This is a genomic window from Arthrobacter ipis (assembly GCF_014694315.1).
GTDB lineage: Bacteria > Actinomycetota > Actinomycetes > Actinomycetales > Micrococcaceae > Arthrobacter > Arthrobacter ipis.
In genome coordinates, this window is record NZ_JAAOXD010000007.1 from 270,343 (window position 1) to 294,986 (window position 24,644).

A 24,644-nucleotide genomic window follows, 5' to 3' on the forward strand; every position below is an offset into this window, starting at 1 on the left:
TGATGCCCTCAAAATCGAGTTTTGAGGGCGTTAGCTGCCAGTTCGCGCTGTTGTTGGGGGTGGGTTAGTCCCCCAGGTGGGTGGGGGCGAACATCTTGAGCAGTGTTTCGACGACGACGACGTTCGGGCCGTCCGCGGCAAAGCCCGCCTTGAGCGCGTCCCCCACATCCTCCGGGGCGACCCGGGTGGCAGGCACGCCGAAGGATTCCGCCAGCTTCACGAAGTCGGGCCTGGCGAGTTCGGTGGCCGTGGCCTTGCCGAAGGCACCCACCATGTATTCGCGGAGGATGCCGTAGCCGCCGTCGTCCACGATCAGCCAGGTGACGGGCACGTTGTGCTGCTTGGCGGTGGCGAGTTCGGCGATGGAGTACATGGCCGAGCCGTCGCCGGAAACCGCCAGAACTCGTGCCGAAGCCGCGGACTTGCCCACGGTTTCCAGGCCCACGGCCCCGCCGATCGCCGCCGGAAACCCGTAGCCCAGGCCGCCGGCGCCCTGGGCCGAGTGGAACTGCCCTTCGCGCGCGTCCCAGCAGCTCCAGCCCCAGTACGCCGAGATGGTCATGTCCCAGAAAGTCTGCATGTCCGCCGGAACTGCCTCGCGGACGTCGGCCATGAACTTCAGTTCCTTGGCAAGGTCCTGAGATTCCAGCCGCTCCTTCACCTTGCGCAGCGACTCCCGCACAAGGTCCTCGGGTGAGGTTCCATGCCAGTCGGGGCGGGCATCGGCGGGCACCACCAGCGAAGCGTCGAGGGCTGCGAGCGCCTGGCCGGCGTCGGCGCGGATTCCCAGGCCGGGCCGGTTGGATTCCAGGACGCGCGGTTCGGCGTCGATCTGGATTATCCTGCCGCGCGGTTCAAAGGTGAAGTAGTTGGACGTGACTTCGCCGAGCGAGGAGCCGATGACCACCAGGACGTCCGCGTCCTCCAGAACGTCCGTCATATGCCGGTCCTCAATCCACGACTGCAGCGACAGCTCATGGTTCCACGGGAAGGCGCCGTTGCCGCCGGGCGTGCAGATGACGGGAGCCCGGAGCTTTTCCGCGATCGAGAGCAGCGACTTTTCCGCCCGGCCCCGGCGGGTTCCGCCGCCGGCAATGATGGCCGGACGCTCCGCCGCCGACAGCCATTTCACGGCTTCCCGGACAAGCTCGACGCGCGGAGGGTTGTCCGCCGCTTCGGCCAGCGCATCCTCCACGGGCGGCACCATGATGGGGTCCAGCAGCACGTTCTGCGGGACTTCCAGCCACACCGGGCCCTGCGGCGACGAGATCGCCTCGGTCCAGGCATCCTGGATGGCGGACGGAATGCCCGACGCGTGCTGGATCAGGCGCTGGCTCTTGGTGACGTTCGCGGCCGACGCCTTCTGGTCATCCAGCTGGTGCAGCATGCCTTTCCGCCGGGCGCCGAGGCCCTCGAGCGGGATCTGGCTGGCGACCACCACCATGGGCACACCCGTGGCGTATGCTTCCTGCAGCCCGGCGAGCGACGTCAGAGCGCCCGGCCCGGTGGACAGGAACAGCACGCCCACCTCCCCCGTGGCACGTGAGTAGCCGTCCGCCGCAAACGCAGAATTGTTCTCCACGCGGGAGGACACGAACTTCAGGTTGCCCCGGCCCATCGCGTCGAAGAGGCCCAGCGCGTGCTGGCCGGGGATGCCGAACACCGTCTTTGCGCCCAGCGCCTCGAGGGTTTCGACCACGAGGTCCCCGCCGTTGCGGACACCGGTCACTGGGAGTACTCCCCCACAGCGGCACGGACGGCGCCATTGTCTGCAGGCGCGGGCGAGGCTGCAGCGAACCCTGCCGGACGGCGGGCGTCCTGGCCCAGGGCCTGGGCGGCGTACCCGGTCTCGGCGCCAAAGCGATCTCCGGCGACGGTGTTGTCCGCCATGAGGGTGACGAGTTCATAGGCAACATGGCTTGCGGCCACGCCGGTGATCTCGGCGTGGTCGTAGGCCGGGGCCACTTCAACGACGTCGGCTCCGACGAGGTTCATGCCGCGGAAGCCGCGGATGATCTCCAGCAGCTCGCGGCTGGTGATGCCGCCGGCTTCCGGCGTGCCGGTTCCGGGCGCATGGGCGGGATCCAGAACGTCGATATCCACGGAAATGTACAGCGGACGGTCTCCGATCCGGTCCCGCACCTTGGCCACAGTCTCGAGAACGCCCTGGTAGTAAACGTCCGCGGAAGTGACGATTCCGAACCCGAACCGGTGGTCGTCGTCGAGATCCTTCTTCCCGTACAGCGGGCCGCGGGTGCCGATGTGGCTGATGGCCTCCGTGTCCAGGATGCCTTCCTCCACGGCACGGCGGAACGGCGTGCCGTGGGTGTACTCGGCGCCGAAGTAGGTGTCCCAGGTGTCCAGGTGGGCGTCGAAGTGCAGCATGGCGATGGGGCCGCCGGCGCGCTCAGCGGCGGCGCGCAGGAGCGGCAGCGCGATGGTGTGGTCACCGCCGAGGGTGAGCAGCTTGCTCCCGGCCGCCGTCAGGTCGAGGGCGTTCTGCTGGATGGTCTCAATGGCCTCGTTGATGTTGAACGGGTTCACTGCCATGTCGCCGGCGTCAGCCACCTGGCAGTTCTCGAACGGGCTGACGTCCCAGGCGGGGTTGTACGGGCGGAGCAGCCGGCTGGCCTCGCGGACGTGGTTGGCGCCGAAGCGGGCACCGGGCCGGTAGGAGACGCCGGAATCAAAGGGCACGCCCACCACGGTGATGTCCGACTTGGCCACCTGGTCAAGGCGCGGCAGGCGGGCGTAGGTTGCCGCCCCGGCGTAGCGGGGAATACGGGATGAATCGATGGGGCCAAGGTTGCCGTTGGCTTCGATGCGCAGCTCTTCCAAAGGAACGCCTCTCCTTCGAGGATGAATGGTGGAGGGTGGGTTGTGACAGCCATCATACACACGGAGTTGTCCATTACGCACCGACTGTTTACCTGAATCGGGAACAAGGGCAGCAAAAACCCGGGCCGCCCAAAACAGGCAGCCCGGGTCCAAAGACAAAGGTGCTATCGGCTCGCGGCCGGTACCAGCACCCAAAGAACTTCCACGGCCTCATCGGTGGGGTTGACCCAGGTGTGCGGCTCCCGGCCGGGAAAGGTCACCGTATCGCCGGTGGTCAGCTCGTACTCCTCGTTTGTGAGAATGAGCTTGATGGTCCCCTTGATTACATGCAGGACATCGACGTCACAGTCAACGGCGTACAGCTCCGATTCGCCGCGTCCGCGCGGATCGATGACGGCCTGGATGATCTGCACGCGCCGCTCGGACCGTGCGGTCAGCAGCCGCTCGACGATCCCCTCGCCGCCGAGGGAGATCCGGGGACCGGCGTCGCGCTTGGTCAAGTGGGTTTCCGGCGCGGCGAACAGGTCGCCAATGGAGATCGACAGCACCTGGCACAGAGTAACGAGGGACGCCACAGACGGGGAGGTCAGGTCCCGCTCCACGCGGCTCAGGAAACCTTTGGTCAATCCGGTGGCGTCAGCCACCTGCTCAATGGTGAGCCGCTGGGACTGGCGCGCGGCGCGGATTCGTGAACCGATTGCGACCGGAACATTGCTCGGCTCAACTGGTAGTGCCTTCATTTACGAACCTTTCACGGCCGGCCGCACGGCCCCATCATTGGAGTCATATTAGCGGCCCGGCCACTTCGAGACGCGGGGCAAACCGCGTCTCGGGACTTTGCGTCTTGACTGTTACTCGAATCACAGCCTACGCTCTAACGCAACAACTGTTGCTTGTGAAACAACTCCCACGAGGAGACGCGCAGCAAGGAACCCAGCGTTCCCCCAGATTTCCGTTCAGTGCAGCGCCATCCGATCAGCCCGCCCCCGGCGAGGCCCGCAAGCTGCCAAAGCTCCAAGGATCCCCAAATCATGGACGCAAGTTTCGTCAATATCGCCATCGTGGTGGTTTACCTGGCCGCCATGCTGGCCTTCGGCTGGTGGGGCAAGTCCCGCACCAAGAACAACAGTGACTTCCTCGTGGCCGGCCGCCGCCTGGGGCCGTTCCTTTACACCGGAACCATGGCCGCCGTCGTCCTGGGCGGCGCCTCCACCGTTGGCGGCGTCGGTCTGGGCTACAAATTCGGCATCTCGGGCATGTGGCTCGTGGTGGCGATCGGTGCCGGTGTGCTGCTGCTGAGCCTCCTCTTCGCCGGCACCATTCAGAAGCTGAAGATCTACACCGTCTCCCAGATGCTGTCCCTCCGCTACGGCAGCCAGGCCACCCGGACCTCCGGCATCATCATGCTCGCCTACACCCTGATGCTCTGCGCCACCTCCACGAGCGCCTACGCCACCATCTTCGTTGTCCTGTTCGGCTGGGACCGGGCACTCGCCATCGCCATCGGCGGCGCCATCGTGCTGGTGTACTCGACCATCGGGGGCATGTGGTCCATCACCCTGGCCGACCAGGTCCAGTTCGTCATCAAGACCGTGGGCATCTTCTTCCTGATGCTGCCCTTCACACTCAACGCAGCCGGCGGCCTGGACGGCATCCGCAGCCGTGTGGAGGCCAGCTTCTTCCAGATCGACGGCATCGGCGTCCAGACGATCATCACCTACTTCGTCGTCTACACCCTGGGCCTGCTGATCGGCCAGGACATCTGGCAGCGCGTGTTCACCGCCAAGACGCCCCGGGTTGCCCGTTGGGGAGGCGCCACGGCCGGCATCTACTGCATTCTGTACGGCGCAGCGGGCGCAATGATTGGCCTGGCCGCCCGCGTGGCGCTGCCGGCCATCGACGTCGCCACCGAAGGCAAGGACGTTGTCTACGCCGAGGTGGCCCAGAACCTGCTGCCCATCGGCATCGGCGGCCTGGTACTCGCCGCTGCCGTCGCGGCCATGATGTCCACCGCGTCCGGCGCCCTGATCGCGGCCGCCACCGTGGCCCGTGCGGACGTGCTGCCGTTCGTCGCCGGCTGGTTCGGCAAGACCATCAACACTGACGACTCCGACAACCCCGAGCACGACGTCAAGGCCAACCGCATGTGGGTCCTCGGGCTCGGCATCGTGGCCATCCTGATCGCCATCATCACCAAGGACGTCGTCGCGGCCCTAACCATCGCCTACGACATCCTGGTGGGCGGCCTTCTCGTGGCCATCCTCGGCGGACTCATCTGGAAGCGCGGCACAGGGATCGCAGCCGCGGCCTCCATGGCGGTCGGGTCCGTGGTGACGCTCGGGACCATGATCGTCCTGGAGATCAATGCCAAGGCACCGCTGGACGGCGTCTTCGCCAACGAGCCGATCTACTACGGCCTGTTCGCCTCCGCGGTGGTCTACATTGCAGTGTCGCTGCTGACCAAGCCGACGGATCCCGCGGTCATGAGCCGCTGGTACCGCCGCGTGGCCGGCAAGGACACCGAGGAAGTGCCGCTCACGGCCAGCGCCCGGTAACTTGCACGGTGACCTGCTGCCGGCAGGTCAGCAACGCGAAAGTCCTTAACAACAGCACACGACGACGGCGGTGCCTCCCAGCGTAGGGCGGCACCGCCGTCGGGCTTTAACGAGTTGGGCTAAAGCAGGAGGGACTGGTCCAGGGACGAAACGCACGTCGGTATTGGAACGGACGCCAGTGCTGCAACGGACACTTTTAGGCTTCGTAGCCTTCGTCCGCGCGGAATTCGTCGTCCGCATCGCGCGGAACTACCCGTTCGTCGTCGTCCACTGCCTCGGAGCTGGCGGGAACAACCCTCTCCTCGGAATCAAGGAACTCGTCTTCCGTGTCCCAGTCTTCGTCCACCGGCGCGTCCTCGGCAAAGTCGTAGGCGGGATCGGACTCAATGGTATGGCGGGTGTCCGGCTCGGGGCGCGATCCGTTGGTGTTCATCAGGCAGACCTCCGTGTGGTTGGACTTCCGTACCCGCCGTCGGCGGGGCACATTTTCATCAGATCACCGCCGGTGTGGGTGGTCAAGGGCGTTCGCGCGGGCCGGGGGCTTAAGCTCCTGCGGCCGGAGTTATTGAGGGTTCCCTAAACTTTCAACTGAGGGTAACCGGCCGAAAAACCGCGGAATTACGCGGTAAAGTGGGCGATGCAATGGGGCCGCATTACGTCCCATCTACCCAGGAGTTCCCGTGTCTCAGCACGCAAAATCTGACCCTCACACCACCGGCAACACGTCCGCCCCGCCCGCCTCAGGCAACGGCGCGGCGTCCCGCCCCGCCGCACCCCGGCCAGAGCCCACCGCTGCGGACATCAAGCGCTGGCGCCAGTACCTCGCCGACGAGCGGGCCGAGGCTTCCGTCTACCGTGACCTCGCGCAGAACCGCTCCGGCGAAGAGCGCGCCATCCTTTTGGCCCTCGCCGAAGCCGAAGGCCGCCACGAGGCGCACTGGCTGAAGCTGCTGGGCGAGCACGCGGGCAAGCCGCGCCACGCCTCCTTCCGCAGCCGCCTCCTGGGCTTCCTCGCCCGGCACTTCGGATCCGTGTTTGTGCTCGCGCTGGCGCAGCGGGCCGAAGGCCGCTCCCCCTACACCAGGGAACCGTCCGCCACCCCGGCCATGGCAGCCGACGAACAGATCCACGAGGAAGTGGTCCGCGGCCTGGCCACGCGCGGCCGCAACCGGCTGGCCGGCACCTTCCGCGCCGCCGTCTTCGGCGCCAACGACGGCCTGGTCAGCAACCTCTCGCTGGTCATGGGCATGGCCGCCACGGGCGTTGGCAGCGGCGTGGTCCTGCTCAGCGGCATCTCAGGACTCCTGGCCGGAGCATTCTCCATGGGCGCCGGCGAATTTGTGTCCGTCCGTTCCCAGCGCGAGCTCCTGGCCGCCACCCGGCCCACCCAGGTGACGCTGGTGGCGGCACCCCAGCTGGACATCGAACACAACGAGCTCCTGCTGGTCTACCTTGCCCGCGGCATGTCGCGCGAAGCCGCCGAACACCGCGTGGCCGAGCGCATGGGCCTCTTCACGTGCGACTGCGATCCGAGCCTCTCGCTCCATCCCGAACTGCCCGAGACCGAGGACGAACACGAAGCCGTGGGCACTGCCTGGGGCGCTGCACTCTCCAGCTTCTGCTTCTTCGCCTCGGGTGCCATCGTGCCCATCATTCCCTTCCTTTTTGGCATGACCGGGATCGGCGCCCTGATCGTGGCGGCAGTCCTCGTGGGCATCGCACTGCTGGCCACCGGCGGCACCGTCGGCCTGCTGTCCGGCACCTCGCCGCTCACCCGCGGGCTGCGGCAGCTCGCCATCGGGCTGGGGGCGGCCGGCGTCACCTACCTCCTGGGCATGGCGTTTGGCGCCGTCATCGCCTGATCGAGGGGGATTGCCTGATCTTCCCGGACCGTTCAAGCGGTTCGCGCTCAGCTGGTTTCCGGGCCGTGTGAGCGGAACTGTAAAGTGGGCCTGTTTGCGTGTGCTTGTTTCCCTTGTGGAGGCGACGCCGCCGAGGAATGTCGCGAAAGGGGTGCAGTGGAGGGTCACGACCCCGGTCGCATTCAACGCCGGCACCGGCACCTGCCGCGGCACTCGGGTCCGGCCACCGCGGCGGCGAGGTTTATCCGCCATCTGATCGTGCTCGCTGCCCTCGGTTGTGCAGCATTCCTCGCCGCCGGAATGGCGTACGGGGACCCCCGCTTTGCGGGCGTGCTGAACTTCCGCATCGGTTCCGGGGACCAGCCCGCGTCCCGGCAGGATGATTCCGGGCAGGATCCGGCCGGCCAGGATCGGGCCGGGCGGGATCGGACCGGGCAAACGGGGCAGCCCGGGCACGGCGGCGGGTCTGCCGGAGCGGAGTCCGGCGCCCCCGGAGGCCCAGGCAGTACCGGGGGCGCACCGCCGTCGGGCCTCGAGGAAGCAGCTACTCCCCTGGGCACTCCGGCGCCACCTCCGGAGCCCAGCAGCTCGTACAAGTTTCTGGCCGTGAACAGTGACGGCTCCCCCGTGGGCTACTCACCCTGCCGTCCGCTGCATTACGTGGTGAATGCCAGCCTCGCGCCCGAAGGTGCAGCGGGCCTGGTTTCGCTGGCGGTCCAGGAAGTCTCCCGCGCCACCGGCATCCAGTTTGTCGACGACGGAGCCACCGACGAGAAGCCCACGGACCGGCGCGCCCCCTACCAGCCGGGGGCCTATGGCGACCGCTGGGCACCCATGCTCATCAGCTGGACCACACCGGACGCGGCTCCCAAGCTGGCCGGCAAAGTCATCGGCACCGGCGGCAGCACCCACTACAGCTACGGAAACGGGCCCAAGAGCTACGTCACCGGCAGCCTCGAGCTGGATGCTCCGCAGATGGCTGCGGAACTGGAACGCCCCGACGGCACCGCCTACGCCACCGCCGTCATCCTCCATGAACTGGGCCACGTGATGGGGCTGGAGCACGTCGACGACCCCGTGCAGCTCATGTATCCGGAGATCGGCGCCCCCGACGGCTTCGCGGCCGGCGACCTGAACGGCCTGCACCAACTGGGCAAGGCACCCTGCCGCAAGGACCTGTAAGCCGCCCTCTTATTCCAGCCGGGCGTTATGCCAGCGGGGCGCCTTACCCGCCGAGGACCGCGAGCGCCTCGTCCACGCTGTCCACCAGGAAGATGCGTTGCTCCATGGCCCGGCCGGCGGCGAGGCTTTGCAGCATGGGCCAGGCCGGAAAACGATCCTCCCAGTGTTCCCGGCCCACCAGCACCATGGGCGTCATGGTCTCCTGGGCGCCGTAGTAGTTCTCGCAGGCATCCTGGAAGATCTCCTGCACGGTGCCCGCGGCACCGGGCAGGAACACGATCCCTCCGTTGCAGACCTCCAGGAGAATGGCCTCGCGGACGGCGTTGGCAAAGTATTTGGCTATATGGGTGGCGAAATAGTTGGGCGGCTCGTGGCCGTAAAACCAGGTAGGAATGCCGAGGGACGAGGTTCCGCCCGGAAAGCGTTCGACGGCGGCTGCCGCAGCACGTGCCCAGGCAGACACCGAGGGGCGGAAGCCGGGGACGGCCGCCAACTCTCGAAGAACGCTGTGGAAATCGTCGTCGTCGGCCGCACTGAGGTAGGCACCCAGGTTCGCAGCCTCCATGGCCCCGGGCCCGCCGCCGGTGGCCACCAGGTGACCGCGGCGGGCCAGGAGCCGGCCCAGCGTGGCAGCAGCGGCGAAGCCGCCGGTCCCCCGCTGCAGGGCGTGGCCGCCCATGACCCCGACGATGGAACGGCCCCCACTGTTGAGGCTGCGGACGAACTCCTCCAGGGCATCACCGACGGCGTGATCGTGCAGGGCTGCGGCGAGGGTGGAATCGAGGCGGTTCCGCTGGCCCGGCCGCATGCTCCATTGGTAGACCAAAGCATCGGGGGTTTTCTCGTACGGCTCATCGACGATGCCTGCGTACAGCTCCTGCGGCGTGTAGAGCCCCGCCCGGTACGGATTGAAAGGAACGCCGGTAAGCCGCGGAAAAATCAGTGCGCCCCGGCTGCGGAGTGAAGCCTCCACGCCCGGGTCGAAGGTACAGCCCAGGAAAATCGCCCCCTCGGCGTCCAGGGCTGCCAGGGCTGTGCCCCGTCCGCGGAGGTCAAGCGACTGGGCGTGCCAGCCGTGCATCGCCCGGGCCCCGGCATTCACCAGCCGGTCGAAGCTGGCGACGCTGTTCACCTCAAGGGTCCGCGGGCTGGGGTTCAGGCTGCCGGAGGGGTTCATGGTGCCCAGCCTAGTGCCGTGTTCTGGCAGGACGCCGGAGCCGAACGAACCCAACTAGGTAGCAGGTGCGGGCGTTCCCAGCGCTGGGAACGCCCGCAACTACTACCCAGTTCAAAGACGAACGGGTCAGGAAACCTGCAGACCGCCATTGATGTCGTAGGTCGCGGCCGTGATGTAGCCCGAGTCCGCACCCAGCAGGAAGGAGATCAGCGCAGCCACTTCCTCACGCGTGCCCACGCGGCCCATCATGATGCCCTCGGACATCTGTGCCTTGCGCTCCTCGCTCAGCGTGCCGCCCATGATGTCGGTGTCGATAGGGCCCGGGGCGATCGCGTTCACGGTCACGCCGAACTCGCCGACCTCGCGGGCCAAGGCACGGGTGAAGCCGATGATGCCGGCCTTGGAGGCGCTGTAGGCAACCTTGGAGTAGGTCCCCCCGCCCCGCTGGGCGGAGATGGAGGAGATGCTCACGATGCGGCCGAGCTTGCGTTCGATCATTCCCTTAAGGACCCGCTGTGACACCACGAAGGTGCCGCGCATGTTGATCGCGAAGACCTTGTCCCACTCGGCAACCGTGGTTTCCATGAAGGGGGTCGGCGAGCTGATGCCGGCCAGGTTGGCCAGGGCCACGATCGGCGGCAACGACTCTTCGATTTCCGTGATGGCCCGGTCCACGGACGCCTCGTCGGAGACGTCCGCGCCGACGCCGATCGCCTTCACTGCACGGTTGGATCCGATCTCCGCGGCCGCGGCCTTCGCGTCCTCGGCGTTGATGTCCAGGATCGCGATGGACCAGCCTTCGCTGGCCATGCGGTCAGCTGCTGCGCGGCCGATGCCGCGGGCAGAGGCCGCGCCGGTCAGCACAACGGTGCGTTCTGCGGGGAAAGGGGTCATTGAGCTCATTGCGGGTATTCCTTCGGGTGGTTTCTCGGATGGGTCTTTAGCGGCTGGCCGAAACGTCTGCGGCGGCCTTGACTGCCGGATCCAGCGCCGCGTCGCCTTCGGGGCGCTTGCGGGCATAGAGGTAGGTGGCCACGGCCGTGACGCACAGGCAGAAGGAGAGGAAGAGCAGGCCGCTCTGGTTGTTGCCGGTGGCGTCCTTCAGGATGCCCACTGCGTAGGGGGCGACGAATCCGCCCAGGTTGCCCAGCGAGTTGACCATGGCCAGGCCGGAGGCGGCGGCTGCGCCGGTGAGTGCTGCGGACGGCATCGACAGGAACGGGGCAATGGCCCCGTAGATGCCCATGGCCGAGGCGGTCAGGGCGATAAGTGCCAGGACAGGGTTGACCGGAAGCAGGAAACCGGCGGCGAGCAGGCCCAAGCCGGCGAGGACCATGCTGACGGCGCTGTGCCAGGCACGCTTGCCGGTCTTGTCAGCGCGCTTGCTCCAGAAGTAGACGAAGACCGCGGCGATGGCGTACGGGACCAGGACGATGAATCCGACCTCGGCGGTGGAGAACTTGCCCAGGGCTGCGACGATGGTGGGCATCCAGAGGCCGAGGCCGTAGATGCCGCAGACCAGGCCGAAGTACAGCGCCGAGTAGACGATGGTGCGCTTGTCCTTGAGACCGGCCAGGAAGTTGTGGCTGCTGCCCTTGGACTTGGCTGCAAGTTCGGCGTCCATGGTGGTGGCGAGCCATTCGCGCTCGTCGGCGTTGAGCCACTTGGCGTCCCGCGGGCGGTCCGTCATCAGGAAGGGGGTCAGCACGCCCAGCAGGATGGCGGGGATGCCTTCAATGATGTAGAGCCACTGCCAGCCCTGCAGGCCCATGATGCCGCCCATCTGGAGGAGCATGCCGGACACCGGGGCACCCAGTGCGTTGGAGACGGGCTGGGCCAGGATGAAAATGCCCAGTACGGTAACCCGCTGTGCGGCCGGGAACCAGAGGGTGAGGTAGAAGAGGATGGCGGGGAAGAATCCGGCCTCGGCCGCGCCCAGCAGGAAGCGGATGATGTAGTAGGTGGATTCGCCGTTCACCAGGGCCATGGCCGCTGCGAAGATGCCCCAGGTGATGAGGATGCGGGCGATCCACTTGCGGGCGCCGAACTTGTACATGCCGGCGTTGCTGGGGATTTCGAGCACGGCGTAGCCGAGGAAGAAGATGCCGGCGCCCAGACCGTAGGCTGCGGCGCTCAGGCCGATGTCCTCGCTCATGGTCAGCTTCGCGAAGCCGACGTTGTTCCGGTCCAGGTACGCGATGAAGTAGAGGAGCACAATCAGCGGCATTACGCGGCGGCGGACCTTGAGGAGCGTGCGGTCTCCAAGCTCGCCAAGTCCGGAGGACTTTGTGGTGAATGAAGTCATCATCGACCTTCTGTCTGTCGGTTTCCGGTCTGGCGGCTTCGCCCGGGGAATCCGATGGTTTTTCTGATGGGGTTCTGTCCGCTTCAGAGGGGAGTGTCTGTGTTAAATCTGATGTCAGACATCTGACGGAAGAACATGACCAAAAGCATAGGAGGGTGACGAGCGTTACGTCAAGACGAGAAGAGTTGCCGGGCAAAAAGGTGGGCCCAGAGCGACGTCAGACCCAGAGGAAAGCAGGAGAGGAGGAGGAAAGTCAGGGCTCAGGAACACGGAGCCCAGGAACACGGAGCCTAGGAACGGTTGCCGTGAACGTAGCGTTCGTAGTCCTCGAAGGTCTGGTCCATGTGCTCGTCCATGGCCTTGCGCGCCAGCTCGGCGTCGCCGGTGAGGATGCTCTCCAGCACGCGCTGATGGAAGGCGATGGCGTGGCGCTGGATCTCCTCGATGGCCGACGTCTCGCGGCGGGCGCGGTAGAGGGACTGGCCCAGCTGCGCCAGGAGGGCGCGGACAAACGGGTTGCCCGAGGCCTTCAGGACGGTGTCGTGGAAGGCAATGTCCGCCGCCACGAACCCGTCAAGGTCGCCGGCCTGGTGAAAGCGCTTCATGTCCCCGATGGACCCCCGCATCTCCTCGACGTGCTCCGGAGTGTGGCGCCTGGCGGCGAGCGCTGCGGCGCCGGTCTCCACCATGCGCCGCACCTCGATCAGGCCGCGGGAGACCTGATCGTCCGCGTTGCCGTGTGACGCCGCCTTGATGATCGCGTCGAGGCCGGTCCAGCTGTCCGCAGGGTTCACGAACGTTCCGCGGCCGGCCTTGACGTAAAGGATGTTCTGCGCCCGGAGTGCCTTCAGCGCTTCGCGTGCGGTCAGCCGGCTGACGTCGTAGGCCTTGGCAATGTCGGCTTCCGGCGGCAGCGCATCGTGCGGCTTGAGCCTGCCGTCAAGAATGTCGTCCAGCAGACCGTCAACCAGGTCGTCAACAAGTGTCCTGCGCCCCATCGACTGCCCTACTTTCGCCTTGCCTATTGCTCCCAACACTACCGAAGCCCACGCAGTCCCAGTAAAAAGGGCACGAAGTGCGTCAGCCCGCCGCTTGCGCGCCCGTAACGTATGAGTCCAGCCTGGCAAGCGTCCTGTCGATATTCGCCGGGTGGCGGCCCAGGTAGCCGGCAAGGCGGAGCAGGAACTTGCCGCGGACATGGCGCGCATCCCACTGTTCTGTAACGAGCGTTCCGGCAACGCCACTGCTGTCCGTGGCCGGTTCCAGCAGGTAACGCCACACATGCCCATAGAAGTGGCGCCAGCCGATCCGCCGGCCCTCCTCGAACTCAGTGACGGTGTTGAGGATCCGGTAATCAACCCTGATCTTCATTTCCATGCCGAATTTGGCCCCCGCTCCAAGGCGCAACGGACCCCGCGGCTGGGCACCCTTCACGGTGCCTGATCCGTCGATTTCGCTGTGCAGCGCGGGAGTGGCCAGGACCTCGAAGACCACGTCCGGCGGCGCGGCGATGAAACGGTCCCGGGACACCAGATAGCGGTTATTCATCCGGCCAGCCTAACCGGCCGGATATGGGGCAGAATTTGAGGATGCAGAATTCACCGCGGAATTCAGGAACAGTGCACGCCCCAGACGCAGCGCAGAACCCGGACACAGCGCCGGATGCAGACGAGACACAGAGCGCGGCGCCGCGCGGTGCGCGCCGGCCGCGGATCGGCATCCCGGTCCGGCTCAGCAGCTCGACGGATCCGGACCCTCGGGTGGCAAAGGCCAACAACCTCTTCGGCTGCATCGTCAGCCTCATCCGCGATGTGGGCGGGGAGCCGGTGCTGCTCACCGCTGAGTCTCTGGAGGGCGGACTGAGCGGCGCCCCCAACAGTGGAACGCCCGACGGCGGAACTTCCGACGGCGATAAGGCGCCGGACGCGCCCGAGGCGCTTGACGGCGTCGTACTTCCCGGCGGCGGCGACGTTGACCCGCGCCTCTACGGCGAGGCACCGGGGCCCGCGCTCTATGACGTCAATGCCGAGCAGGACCGGCTGGACATCGCGGTGGCACGGCGCGCGCTCGATGCCGGCATGCCGGTGCTGGGAATCTGCCGCGGGCACCAGCTGCTCAATGTCCTCTATGGCGGGACGCTGGTCCAGGACATGACACCGGGTACCGTGCCGCACCGCCAGATCCCGGCAGCGGCCAACAGGCCATGGGTCTGGCACGAGGTGACCATCACCCCGGGATCCAAGGTGGCGTCGATGTACGCCGCCGTCGATGATGCGGAAGCAGGCGGGACGGCCTCTGCCGGCGCCGACGCGGCCGCAGGTGACGCAGCCGCCGACGACACAGCCGGGGGCGACGTACGGGCAATGGAGGTCAAGATCGCTTCCGGCCACCATCAGGCTGTGGACCGGGTGGCGCCGGGACTGCTGGTGACCGCCGTGGCGGATGACGGCACGGTGGAGGCGCTGGAGGATCCCGAGCGGTGGGTGGCGTCGGTGCAGTGGCATCCGGAGGCCCTGGAACTGACCGAAGAGCAGAGGCTTGCCCCATTCCGCGTGTTCGTGGAGGCCTGCCGCACTCCATGACTGCCAGCGGCCCCCTGACGGCCGGCCGCCCTTGACTGTCGGGCTCCTTGACTACCAGGCTCCTTGACTGCCGGCGGCGCCCTGCTATGATCAAAATCAGAGTATGTCCTAACAAACGGACATGCACTGACATACAGGCCTTCTGGACGCGGGAACCTGCAGCACAAAGGGAGCACTCAATGGCGAACCAACTACGCCTCAGCATCGACCGCTCGTCGCCGGTGCCGCTGTACCATCAGGTCGTCCAGGGCATTGAAGCTGCCATCCATACCGGCCTGCTGGAACCCGGGAGCCGGCTGGAGAACGAGATTGACCTCGCCGCCCAGTTGAACCTCTCCCGCCCCACCATGCGCAAGGCGATGGACGAACTGGTCCGCTCCGGGCTACTGGTCCGCAAGCGGGGGGTCGGCACGCAGGTGGTGTCCAGCCAGGTCCGCCGCCCGCTTGAGCTGTCCAGCCTGTATGACGACCTGACGAACAACGGCAGCAAGCCCACCACCGAAGTGCTCACCTTTGCGCATATCGAGGCCGATGCCCCTACCCGGGAGGCCCTGCACCTCGCCACCGGGGCCAAGGTCTACCACTTCACCCGGCTCCGCAAAGTGGGCGGCAAGCCGCTGGCCCTGATGGAGAACTGGGTGCGCGACGATATCACGCACATCGACGAGGACCTGCTGAAGACGCAGGGCCTGTACAGCATCCTGCGCAGCGGCGGCGTTAACTTCCGGCTGGCCACGCAGCGCATTGGTGCCGTGGTGGCCAATGACTACCAGGCTCCCCTGCTTGAGACCGAACCGGGCTCAGCCCTGGTCACCATGGAACGCACCGCCGTCGATGACACGGGGCGGAACGTGGAAACCGGACACCACGTCTACCGCGGTGACTCCTACAGCTTCGAAATGACACTGGTTCAGCGCTAGGAACAACCGAGCTCCTTCAGCGCGGGGCGGCGACATGCCTGCCCTTGCGCCGGGCCGACGTGCGCCGAACCGTCCACCACACATCCGAAAGGGACACGAACTTATGGCTGAATGGGTATACCCCCTGGGCAGTGCGGCCGAAGGCTGCTGGGACGTTTCGCTGGGAACTTCCGACTCGACCCTTGCCGTGGAAGGCTGGGAACACACGGGACTGAAGGTGGCCACGCTGGCGCCCGGCGCCGTCGTCGAACTTTCCCCCGCGGCGGAGGAACGGATTGTCATCCCGCTGAGCGGCGCCTTCACGGCGACCGTCGACGGGGTGGACTACCCCCTTGCCGGGCGGGGCAGCGTCTTCAGCGGCCCCACCGACGTTCTGTACTCCGGGACGGACAAGGCCGTCACGGTCACATCGGCCGACGGAGGCAGGGTGGCCATGGCGACGGCGCCCGCCGGGGTCCAGTACCCGACGCGCCTGATCACCGCGGCGGAGACGCCGGTAGAACTGCGCGGGGCCGGAAACTGCTCGCGCCAGGTCCACAACTTCGGCACCCCCGCCGCGCTGGAAGCCGACCGCTTCATCGTGTGCGAAGTCCTCACGCCGGCCGGCAACTGGTCCTCCTACCCTCCCCACAAGCATGACGAGGAGAAGGAGGGCGAGACCCAACTCGAGGAGATCTACTACTTCGAGACGCGGGTGGCCGACGTCCAGGGTTCCACGGGTTCAGGTTCTGCCGGCCCGGGCGAGAATGCGGACGCCATCGGATACCAGCGGGTCTACGCCTCCGATGACCGCCCCATCGACGTCTCGGCCGAGGTGCGCACCGGCGACGTGGTGCTGGTCCCCTACGGCTGGCACGGCCCGGCCATGGCCGCGCCCGGCTACGACATGTACTACCTCAACGTCATGGCCGGGCCCGGCCGCGTCCGCGACTGGCTCATCAGCGACGACCCGCACCACGGCTGGGTGCGCCAGACCTGGGACAGCCAGAACCTGGACCCCCGGCTGCCGTTCGGGGCATAGGCCGTACTTCCGCGGGGCTGCCGTGCCGGCCGCCACGCGGAGCGCGGGGCTAACGGACGGAAACGGGCCCGACGTCGGCCGGTTCAGCCTGGACTGAACCGGCCGCTTCCGTCTCCACGCCTGCTTGGGACGCAACTGTTGCCCCGGCTGCTTCGGCCGAAACGGGAGTCCCTGGAGCGGAAACTTGGTGCGCACTCGCCTTTGCCCGGGCTGCAGCGCCGGCCATCACCAGAAGGCCCAGCAGGGTAATCACGGCCCCGGCCCAGATGGGCGAGGTGTAGCCCAGGCCGGCAGTGATGGTCACGCCGCCAAGCCAGGCGCCGAGGGCGTTGCCCACATTGAACGCGCCGATGTTGGCTCCGGACGCCAGCGTGGGCGCCTTGGCCGCGTACTTCATGACGCGCATCTGCAGGCCAGGCACGGTGGCGAACCCGAAGCCGCCCAGGAGCAGCAGCGAGGCGATGGTAAGCACCTGGTTGCCCGCACTCAGGGCGAAAACCACCAGCACCACGACGAGGACCGAGAGCACGGCGAGCAGGGTCCGGTCGACGTCGCGGTCGGCCGCCCTGCCCCCGACGGTGTTGCCAATAAACAGGCCCACGCCGAAGACAATCAGCAGCCAGGGCACCGTGGAGGCGGCGAATCCGGAAACCTCCGTGAGCGTGAAGGCAATGTAGGTGAAGGCGCCGAACATTCCGCCGTAGCCGAGGATGGTCACCAGGATGGACAGCCACACCTGGCCGGAGCGGAAGGCGCGGAGCTCGCTGCGCAGTCCGCCGTTTGCGGTGTCACCGTTCCCCGACTTGGGCACCAGGGCCAGGATGCCAACGAGCGCCACCACGCCGATGCCGGTGATGGCCCAGAAGGTGGAACGCCACCCGGCGGCCTGGCCCAGCAGCGTGCCCAGCGGAACGCCCAGGACATTGGCGGCCGTGAGCCCAGTGAACATGATGGCGATGGCGGCGGCCTTCTTGGTCGGGGCGACCATGCTGGCCGCCACCACCGCCCCGATGCCGAAGAAGGCGCCGTGCGCGAGGGCGGCAACCACCCGGCCCGCCATCATCGCCCAGTAGTCGGGCGCAATGGCGGACAGCAGGTTACCGGCAACGAAAAGCACCAGCAGAACAGCCAGCACGGGCTTGCGCTGGAAGCGGGCCACCGCTGCGGTGAGTCCCAGTGCTCCCACGACGACGGCGAGGGCATAGCCGGAGATGAACCAGCCGGCGGACGCTTCACTCACCTGGAAGTCCGCGGCCACTTCGGGGAGCAGGCCCATGATGACGAATTCGGTGAGTCCGATGCCGAACCCGCCGAGGGCTAGGGCTATCAGGCCAACAGGCATGGATGTGCTCCTTCGGAACTGTACTGAATGAGGAGCGCGACGTAAGCTAATAGTTGCAGGCGCGCTATTTATTGCTACGCAAGTAATTGTTGCACAAGCAAATATACCGCGCAAGCAACTATCTGTGCCGGTGCTCCCTTTCCGGGGAGCCAGTGAACCGAAGGAGGAGAGAGCCCATGGGCATCAAAGACGACGCCGTGGAGGTGCGCGCCCAGGGTTGGCGCACCCTGGCGGCCCTGCACGGGCTGATCGAGGCGGAGCTGGAACGGTCGCTGCAGGGGCAGGCGCAGCTTTCCGTCGTCGAATACACGGTGCTGGACGCGCTCAGCCGGCAGGACGGGTGGCACATGCGGATGCAGCAGCTGGCCCGGGCCAGCGCCCTCAGCGCCAGCGCGACCACCCGCCTGGTGAACCGGCTGGAGGACCGCGGCCTGCTGACCCGCATCCTGTGCGCGGACGACCGCCGCGGCATCTACACCGAACTCACGGGCAGTGGGAGCAAGCTGCTGGCAGAAGCGCGGCCGGTCCACGACGCCACACTGGAGCGGACCCTGGCCGAAGCGCAGCAGGTGCCGGAGCTGGCACCTCTGGTGGACGCGCTCCCCCGCCTCCGCGCCGGCGTCTAGAGCTGCCCGCCCGGCCCTCCGGCCGTCGTCGAACGCTTCAGACTGGCCGACCGCCGTCGAACGCTTAGGTGCAAAACTGCTTCCGGCGGTTGAGTTTTTGAGCAGATAATGCCCTCTCGAAGGCCTCGAGAGGGCATTACCTGGACAAAATTCCGGCGCGGGAGCGGTCTTAGTGGACCGGGGTTCCTGCTCCGACGTCGGTCTTGGCGTCGGTCTCGACTACGGCAGCGACGCCCGCCTGGTGCTTGAAGAAGTGTTCCACGTCCTCGAGGCTCTTGTCCTTGGTCTCGGGAATGTACCTCGCAGCAAACAGAATCGCCCCGACGCCGAGGACGGCGAACACGAAGAACGTGTTGGAAATGCCGACGGCGGCGAGCAGCTGCGGGAAGCCGAAGCCGATCAGGAAGTTCACGATCCACAGCACGAAGGCCGATGCGCCCATGCCGAGGCCGCGCAGCTTCAGCGGGAAGATCTCCGACAGCATGAGCCAGGTGACCGGTGAAATGGCCCCCTGCTGGAATGCGAGGAACGTGACGGTCAGCGCCAGGATCACGTAGCCGCGGCCGGTGCCCTCGGGCAGGATCAGCGAGAAGAGGCCAATCAGCAGCAGCGCCGAGGTGGTTCCGATCTGGCCGGTGATAAGCATCCGGCGGCGCCCCACCTTGCCGAGCAGCCAGATGCCCACGAAAGTGGCCAGCACGGAGATGACACCGTTGGCAATGTTGGCGCTCAGTGCGGCTTCGCGGCCGAAGCCGGCATCCGCCAGGATCTGGGTGCCGTAGTACATGATGGAGTTCACGCCGGTGATCTGCTGGATCACGGCCAGGCCGACGCCGACGAAGAAGATCCGCCGCAGCCAGGGAACCTGCAGGTCCTTCCAGGAGCCCATCTTGGACTTGTAGTCCTCCACGGCCATGGCCTTGACCTCGTCGAACTCCGCCGTGGCCTCGGCCTTGGAGCGGATGCGCTGAAGCACCCCGAGCGCCTCGCCGAAGCTGCCCATGGAGGCCAGCCAGCGGGGGCTTTCGGGCATGAACGCCATGCCGATCCACAGGGCGATGGCCGGCAGCGTGGCGATGACCAGCATCCAGCGCCAAATGCCCCCGGCCTCGCCGAACGTGTTGCCGAGGTAGGCGTTGAAGATGAAGGCGAGCAGCTGGCCCGTGACAATCATGAGTTCGTTCTGCGTCACGATCCGCCCGCGCCGGGCCGACGGCGACACCTCCGCGAGGTACACCGGCACGGTCACGGACGCCCCGCCCACGGCCAGGCCCAGGATGAACCGGGCCGCCACCATGAACTCAGTGCTCGGAGCCAGGGTGCAGGACAGCGTGCCGACCAGGAAGATGACGGCAAGGACCATGATCATCTTGCGGCGGCCGTTCCGGTCCGCCAGCCGGCCGCCGAACAGTGCACCGAAGGCGGCGCCGAACAGCAGCGACGACGTCACCATTCCCTCGGCCAGCGGGGTCAGGCCCAGGTCCTCCTGCATGTAGGGCAGGGCACCGTTGATGACGCCTGTGTCGTAGCCGAAGAGCAGGCCGCCGAAGGTGGAAATGATGGTGACCGTGCGGAGGGCCCGCTGGTGTTTTAAGTCAGCCTTGCCCGAAGGCGCGGCCGTCATACGCTGACCTTCTGCACGTACTGCTTCATGGTGTCCAGCTGGAAGCGGGAAACCTCCTCGGCATTGTCGTCTTCGGCGAAGACGCTGGACACCATCACGGTGTCGTCCCGGTCCAGGAATCCGATTTCCTTCAGGCCGCCGAAGAACTCGTCCCAGTTCACGTCGCCGTCGCCGATCTTCAGGTGCTGGTGCACCCGGACGGCGTTGCCCGGCGGGTTGGTGATGTAGCGCAGCCCGTGCGACGCATGGTGGTCCATGGTGTCGGCGACGTGGACCAGACGCAGCTTGTCCCCCGCTGCGCGCATGATGTCCAGCGGCGAGTTTTTCATGTGGAAGCTGTGGGAGGCCACGTAGACCATGCCGACGTTCTTGGAGTTCAGGCCACGGATGACGCGGATCGCGGCAAGGCCTTCCTCCACGAAGTCGTCCGGGTGCGGGTCGATGAGCAGGTCGATGCCTTCGCGCTCGATGATGGGGAGCAGTTCCTCCATGGAGCGGTAGAACGCGCGCTCGGATTCCTCGGCCAGCTCCGGCCGGCCGCTGAACTCGGTGTTCATGGTGCTCACGCCCAGGTCCACGGCGATCTGGATGGCGCGCTTCCAGTAGCGCACTGCCGCCTCGCGGGCGTCCTCGTCCGGGCCGGACCAGCGCAGCACAGGCAGGATGGACGCGATTTCGATTCCGGCGTCGGTGCACGCCTTCTTCAACTGGCCCACGAGTTCGTCGTCGGCCTTCGGGTGGTTGTAGAAGGGGATGAAATCCGGGTGCGGCGTCATCTGCATGTACTTGTAGCCGAGGTCGGCCACCACCTTGGGGAACTCCAGCAGGCTGTGGCTGTGGTGGAAGGGGGTGGGGTCAAGGGCAATTTTCACGAGGAACACTCCATTGTGGAAAGAGTCTGTGGAAAGAGTTGGTTAACAAAAGGAGCTTTTGTCCAGATAATGCAACCTCGAGGGGCCTCTAAGTCGCATTATCTGGACAAAAACTCCAAGGGCGTTAGCTGTAGAGGGCAGGCCTGGCGTTCAGCTTCACGGCGACCTTCTCGCCGTTCTTCTGGGCCTCAACGCCGGCTTCGCAGCAGGCGGCGGTGGCGTAGCCGTCCCAGGCGGTGGGTCCGCCGATTTCGCCGCGGAGCGCGGCGTCAACCCAGGCCTGGATTTCGACGTCGTACGCGGCACCGAAGCGCTCTTCGAAGCCGGGCGTGACCTTGCCGCCCCAGCGGCCGTTGCTGCGGAGGTACGGGCCGCTGTCGCCGCCGATGCTGACGATGCCGTCCTCGAAGGAAGCCTGCGTGGCCACTTCGTAGCCGAACTTGGCGTTCACGTAGATTTCGACGTCGGCCAGGACGCCGGACTCGGTTTCGATCAGGACGTGCTGGGGGTCGTGCTGGCCGGCCGGGGCGTTCTTCGTGGCCTTGCCGAGCCGGACCTGGACGGACGTGATCTCTTCGCCCGTGAAGAAGCGGATGGCGTCGAACTCGTGGACCACGGAATCGTTGATGAGCATCTCGTTGGTGAAGCCCGCGGGCGTGGTCGGGTTGCGGTGCTGGTGGTGCAGCATCAGCAGTTCGCCCAGTTCGCGGTCGCGGATGACCGAGCCGAGGGCTGCGTATTCGGCGTCGAAGCGGCGCATGAAACCCACTTGGATGCGCTTGTGGCCCAGCTTCTCCTCAGCCTGGACAATCTTCCAGGACGACTCGGCATCCGGCGTCAGCGGCTTCTCGCAGAGGATGGGAATGTCCTTGGCGATGGCCTTGAGCAGGATCTCCTCGTGCAGGAAGCCGGGCGTGGCGATGAGGACGGCGTTGACGTCGCCGTTGTTCAGCGCCTCTTCGGCGTCGGCCAAGGCAACGGCCCCGGGGATACCTTCGATGGCAGCTTGGGCGCGGGCAAGGTCAACGTCGACGACGGCGGCTACTTCAGCGCCATGGATGCGCTTGCTGAGGCGCTGGATATGGTCCGCGCCCATGCGGCCGGCGCCGATAACGGCGACGCGAAGGGTTTCAGTCATTGTTCTTTCCTTACGTTTAGGATGCCGGGGCGGAGGCTAGTTGACCGCGGTGCGGGAGCCGCAGGACAGCAGGTAGTTGCGGGTGCGCTTGGCGATGGGCATGGGAACGTCGAAGGCCACCGGGTACATGTCCTGCTCCACGATGCCGAAGATCGGCCGGTCCAGGGCTTCAACGGCCTCGATGACCGCGCGCAGGTCAGGCAGGCCGTTCGGCGGTTCCGTCATGACGCCGGCCAGGTTTGCCGCTGCCCAGGTCATGTTTTCCTCATTGACCTTCTTGAGGACGTCCGGGTTGATCTGCTTCAGGTGCAGGTAGCCGATCCGGTCCGGGTAGTTCTTGATGAGCTCCAGGCTGGAGGCGCCGCAGTATTCCGCGTGGCCGGTGTCCAGGCACAGGTTGAGGTACTGCGGGTCAGTCGCACCCAGCAGCGTTTCGATGTCCTCCTGGGCTCCGACGTGCGAGTCGGCGTGGGAGTGGAACTGCTGCTTGAGGCCGAAGTCCTCGAGCAGCGTCTTTCCCATCCGGTTGTGGCCGGCGAACAGGTCGCTCCAGGCCTTGTCGCTGAGCGTGCCGCTCTCCACGGCTTCGCCGGTGACGTCGTCACGCCACATGGCGGGGATGACCACGATGTGCTCGCCGCCCATGGCTGCGGTGAGTTCAGCGACCTTACGGGCCGGCTCCCAGGCCGACTCCCACTGGTCCAGGCCGCGGTGGAACGCGGTGAAGACGGTTCCGGCGCAGACCTTCAGGTCGCGCTGCTTGAGCTCTTCGGCGAGGCGGGTGGGGTCGTTGGGCAGGTAGCCGTACGGGCCCAGCTCGATCCACTTGTAGCCGGACTCGGCCACCTCGTCCAGGAAGCGCTCCCACGGGGTCTGTTTGGGGTCATCCGCAAACCACACGCCCCAGGAGTCGGGCGCGGTGCCGATGATCAGCTTGTTCTCTGTCATGACTGTTCCTTCTCATCGATTGCTCCGCAGGTGCCCAATTGGACGCTCAAAACGGCAGTTACGGAGCAATCGATGTGGTTTTGGGGGCGGTGGGGATTAGTTGGAGGGGAAGTTGTAGGAGGCGCCGGAGGCGTGGGTGGGTTCGGGCCAGCGTGAGGTGACGACCTTGCCGCGGGTGTAGAAGGAGACGCCTTCGGGGCCGTAGATGTGCTTGTCGCCGAAGAGCGAGGCTTTCCAGCCGCCGAAGGAGTGGTAGGCGACCGGGACGGGCAGGGGCACGTTGATGCCGATCATGCCGACGGTGACGGAGCGCTGGAACTTGCGGGCCGCGGCGCCGGAGGAGGTGAAGATGGCGGTGCCGTTGCCGTAGGGGTTGGAGTTGATCAGCTTGATGCCGTCCTCCAGGGTGTCGACACGGACGACGACGAGGACGGGTCCGAAGATCTCCTCCGTGTAGGCGGTCATCTCGGTCTTGACGTGGTCGAGGACCGTGGGGCCGACCCAGAAGCCGTCTTCGTGGCCGGGGATCACGAGGTCGCGGCCGTCCACGACCATCGCGGCACCGGCGGCTTCGGCTTCGGTGACGATCTTGACGATGCGTTCTTTGGAGGCGGGGGCGATGACCGGGCCCATTTCGGCGCCGGGCACGGTGCCGTTGTTGACCTTCACGTCGAGGGCGCGTTCTTCGACCTTCTTGACCAGCAGGTCTGCGGCGTCCCCGACGGCGACGGCGACGGAGATGGCCATGCAGCGTTCCCCGGCGGAGCCGAACGCGGCGGCGGCGAGGTGGTCGGCGGCGTTGTCCAGGTCGGCGTCGGGCAGGATGATGGCGTGGTTCTTCGCCCCGCCGAGGGCCTGGACGCGCTTGCCGTGGGCGGTGGCGGTCTCGTGGACATACTTGGCGATCGGGGTGGAGCCGACGAAGGAGATGCCGTCCACGTCCGGGTGGGTCAGCAGCCCGTCGACGGTTTCCTTGTCGCCGTGCAGGACCTGGAACACGCCGTCGGGCAGGCCGGCGTCCTTCCAGAGCTTGGCCAGCAGCAGCGAGGCCGAGGGGTCGCGTTCGGAGGGCTTGAGGATGAAGGCGTTGCCGGTGGCGATCGCCATCGGGGCCATCCACAGGGGCACCATGACGGGGAAGTTGAACGGGGTGATGCCGGCGACAACGCCGAGGGGCTCGCGGAAGGAGAAGACGTCGATGCCGGTGGAGACCTGGTCCGAGTAGTCGCCCTTGAGCAGCGACGGGATGCCGCAGGCGAACTCGATGACTTCCAGTCCGCGGCCGATCTCGCCCTTGGCGTCGGAGATGACCTTGCCGTGCTCGGCGGTGATCAGCTCGGCGAGTTCGTGCACGTGCTCGGCGACGAGTTCGCGGAACTTGAACAACACGGCGGTGCGCTTGGCCAGGGAGATGTCGCCCCAGGAGTCGGCAGCGGCGCGGGCGGCGGCGACGGTATTGTCCAGGTCGGCGCGGTTGGCCAGGCGCAGTTCGGCGGTGACCTGGCCGGTGGCCGGGTTGTAGACGGCCGTGGTGCGGTCGCCTTCGCCGGCGGTCTCGGCACCGTTGATAAAGTGGTTGATGGTGGTGGTGACGGTCGTCGTTGACATAGAGATGACTTCCTTGGTCTGTGGCTTGTCGTGAAGCGTGGGGG

General features: G+C 66.6%; 22 protein-coding genes. 7 read left to right on the plus strand and 15 right to left on the minus strand.

Annotated elements, in window-relative coordinates; all coding sequences use genetic code 11:
- Nucleotides 1–64 precede the first annotated feature (64 nt).
- The 3 genes from G9E11_RS16230 to G9E11_RS16240 all read right to left on the minus strand — a co-directional run bounded on the left by G9E11_RS16230 (nt 65) and on the right by G9E11_RS16240 (nt 3,578).
- On the minus strand, nt 65–1,729 hold the full coding sequence (locus tag G9E11_RS16230; RefSeq protein WP_190607561.1) for a thiamine pyrophosphate-binding protein: 1,665 nt from the start codon (nt 1,727–1,729) through the stop codon (nt 65–67).
- Nucleotides 1,726–2,838 carry an agmatinase gene (speB, locus tag G9E11_RS16235; RefSeq protein WP_190607563.1) on the minus strand — a complete coding sequence of 371 codons (1,113 nt, stop codon included), beginning with the start codon at nt 2,836–2,838 and terminating at the stop codon, nt 1,726–1,728. The genes G9E11_RS16230 and speB overlap by 4 nt, the downstream gene beginning before the upstream one ends.
- Before the next feature lie 164 nt (nt 2,839–3,002).
- The gene (locus G9E11_RS16240; RefSeq protein WP_190607566.1) at nt 3,003–3,578 is read right to left on the minus strand and encodes a helix-turn-helix domain-containing protein; all 576 of its coding nucleotides are present in this window, start codon (nt 3,576–3,578) and stop codon (nt 3,003–3,005) included.
- Between the two features lie 291 nt (nt 3,579–3,869).
- Between G9E11_RS16240 and G9E11_RS16245 the strand changes: the two genes are divergently transcribed.
- On the plus strand, nt 3,870–5,393 hold the full coding sequence (locus G9E11_RS16245; protein WP_190607569.1) for a sodium:solute symporter family protein: 1,524 nt from the start codon (nt 3,870–3,872) through the stop codon (nt 5,391–5,393).
- Nucleotides 5,394–5,589: 196 nt separating this feature from the next.
- On the opposite strand, the gene G9E11_RS16250 is transcribed toward G9E11_RS16245, so the two are convergent.
- Entirely contained in the window at nt 5,590–5,826 is a 237-nt protein-coding gene (locus tag G9E11_RS16250; protein ID WP_102973224.1) for a hypothetical protein, read from the minus strand.
- 247 nt (nt 5,827–6,073) lie between these two features.
- Here G9E11_RS16250 and G9E11_RS16255 point away from each other — a divergent pair, with 247 nt between their 5' ends.
- Both G9E11_RS16255 and G9E11_RS16260 read left to right on the plus strand, forming a co-directional pair.
- On the plus strand, nt 6,074–7,255 hold the full coding sequence (locus G9E11_RS16255) for a VIT1/CCC1 transporter family protein (protein WP_190607571.1): 1,182 nt from the start codon (nt 6,074–6,076) through the stop codon (nt 7,253–7,255).
- 156 nt (nt 7,256–7,411) lie between these two features.
- Nucleotides 7,412–8,437 (plus strand): matrixin family metalloprotease, encoded by a 1,026-nt coding sequence (locus G9E11_RS16260; RefSeq protein WP_190607573.1) that lies wholly within the window; start codon nt 7,412–7,414, stop codon nt 8,435–8,437.
- A 43-nt stretch (nt 8,438–8,480) separates the two neighbouring features.
- Here the strand turns inward: G9E11_RS16260 and G9E11_RS16265 are convergent, their stop codons facing one another.
- The 5 genes from G9E11_RS16265 to G9E11_RS16285 all read right to left on the minus strand — a co-directional run bounded on the left by G9E11_RS16265 (nt 8,481) and on the right by G9E11_RS16285 (nt 13,467).
- Nucleotides 8,481–9,614, minus strand: coding sequence for an LOG family protein (locus G9E11_RS16265; RefSeq protein ID WP_190607576.1), 1,134 nt, complete (start codon nt 9,612–9,614; stop codon nt 8,481–8,483).
- Nucleotides 9,615–9,740: 126 nt separating this feature from the next.
- The gene (locus G9E11_RS16270; protein WP_190607578.1) at nt 9,741–10,517 is read right to left on the minus strand and encodes an SDR family NAD(P)-dependent oxidoreductase; all 777 of its coding nucleotides are present in this window, start codon (nt 10,515–10,517) and stop codon (nt 9,741–9,743) included.
- A gap of 37 nt (nt 10,518–10,554) precedes the next feature.
- Complete coding sequence (locus tag G9E11_RS16275) at nt 10,555–11,922, minus strand: MFS transporter (protein ID WP_190607580.1); 1,368 nt, start codon at nt 11,920–11,922, stop codon at nt 10,555–10,557.
- 287 nt (nt 11,923–12,209) lie between these two features.
- Nucleotides 12,210–12,917: a FadR/GntR family transcriptional regulator gene (locus tag G9E11_RS16280; RefSeq protein ID WP_190608383.1), complete on the minus strand. Its 708-nt coding sequence runs from the start codon at nt 12,915–12,917 to the stop codon at nt 12,210–12,212.
- A gap of 82 nt (nt 12,918–12,999) precedes the next feature.
- Complete coding sequence (locus tag G9E11_RS16285; RefSeq protein WP_190607583.1) at nt 13,000–13,467, minus strand: SRPBCC family protein; 468 nt, start codon at nt 13,465–13,467, stop codon at nt 13,000–13,002.
- A 71-nt stretch (nt 13,468–13,538) separates the two neighbouring features.
- Between G9E11_RS16285 and G9E11_RS16290 the strand changes: the two genes are divergently transcribed.
- The 3 genes from G9E11_RS16290 (at nt 13,539) to iolB (ending at nt 16,442) form a co-directional block, all read left to right on the plus strand.
- A complete protein-coding gene (locus G9E11_RS16290) occupies nt 13,539–14,501 on the plus strand; it encodes a gamma-glutamyl-gamma-aminobutyrate hydrolase family protein (protein WP_311764393.1) in 963 nt (320 codons plus the stop codon).
- 179 nt (nt 14,502–14,680) lie between these two features.
- The gene (locus G9E11_RS16295; protein WP_190607589.1) at nt 14,681–15,421 is read left to right on the plus strand and encodes a GntR family transcriptional regulator; all 741 of its coding nucleotides are present in this window, start codon (nt 14,681–14,683) and stop codon (nt 15,419–15,421) included.
- A 103-nt stretch (nt 15,422–15,524) separates the two neighbouring features.
- Nucleotides 15,525–16,442 carry a 5-deoxy-glucuronate isomerase gene (gene iolB, locus G9E11_RS16300; RefSeq protein WP_190607591.1) on the plus strand — a complete coding sequence of 306 codons (918 nt, stop codon included), beginning with the start codon at nt 15,525–15,527 and terminating at the stop codon, nt 16,440–16,442.
- A 49-nt stretch (nt 16,443–16,491) separates the two neighbouring features.
- Here iolB and G9E11_RS16305 read toward each other — a convergent pair whose 3' ends face one another.
- Nucleotides 16,492–17,784, minus strand: a complete 1,293-nt coding sequence (locus G9E11_RS16305; protein ID WP_190607594.1) for an MFS transporter — start codon at nt 17,782–17,784, stop codon at nt 16,492–16,494.
- A gap of 176 nt (nt 17,785–17,960) precedes the next feature.
- Here G9E11_RS16305 and G9E11_RS16310 point away from each other — a divergent pair, with 176 nt between their 5' ends.
- Nucleotides 17,961–18,410: a MarR family winged helix-turn-helix transcriptional regulator gene (locus G9E11_RS16310; RefSeq protein WP_190607596.1), complete on the plus strand. Its 450-nt coding sequence runs from the start codon at nt 17,961–17,963 to the stop codon at nt 18,408–18,410.
- A 169-nt stretch (nt 18,411–18,579) separates the two neighbouring features.
- Here G9E11_RS16310 and G9E11_RS16315 read toward each other — a convergent pair whose 3' ends face one another.
- The 5 genes from G9E11_RS16315 to G9E11_RS16335 form a co-directional block, all read right to left on the minus strand.
- The gene (locus G9E11_RS16315) at nt 18,580–20,034 is read right to left on the minus strand and encodes a sugar porter family MFS transporter (protein ID WP_190607598.1); all 1,455 of its coding nucleotides are present in this window, start codon (nt 20,032–20,034) and stop codon (nt 18,580–18,582) included.
- Complete coding sequence (locus G9E11_RS16320) at nt 20,031–20,906, minus strand: sugar phosphate isomerase/epimerase family protein (protein ID WP_190607601.1); 876 nt, start codon at nt 20,904–20,906, stop codon at nt 20,031–20,033. Before G9E11_RS16320 ends, G9E11_RS16315 begins: the two co-directional genes overlap by 4 nt.
- Nucleotides 20,907–21,030: 124 nt before the next feature.
- A complete protein-coding gene (locus G9E11_RS16325; RefSeq protein WP_190607603.1) occupies nt 21,031–22,044 on the minus strand; it encodes a Gfo/Idh/MocA family protein in 1,014 nt (337 codons plus the stop codon).
- A 36-nt stretch (nt 22,045–22,080) separates the two neighbouring features.
- Complete coding sequence (locus G9E11_RS16330; protein WP_190607605.1) at nt 22,081–22,992, minus strand: sugar phosphate isomerase/epimerase family protein; 912 nt, start codon at nt 22,990–22,992, stop codon at nt 22,081–22,083.
- A gap of 96 nt (nt 22,993–23,088) precedes the next feature.
- Nucleotides 23,089–24,600 (minus strand): CoA-acylating methylmalonate-semialdehyde dehydrogenase, encoded by a 1,512-nt coding sequence (locus G9E11_RS16335; RefSeq protein ID WP_190607608.1) that lies wholly within the window; start codon nt 24,598–24,600, stop codon nt 23,089–23,091.
- Nucleotides 24,601–24,644 lie beyond the last annotated feature (44 nt).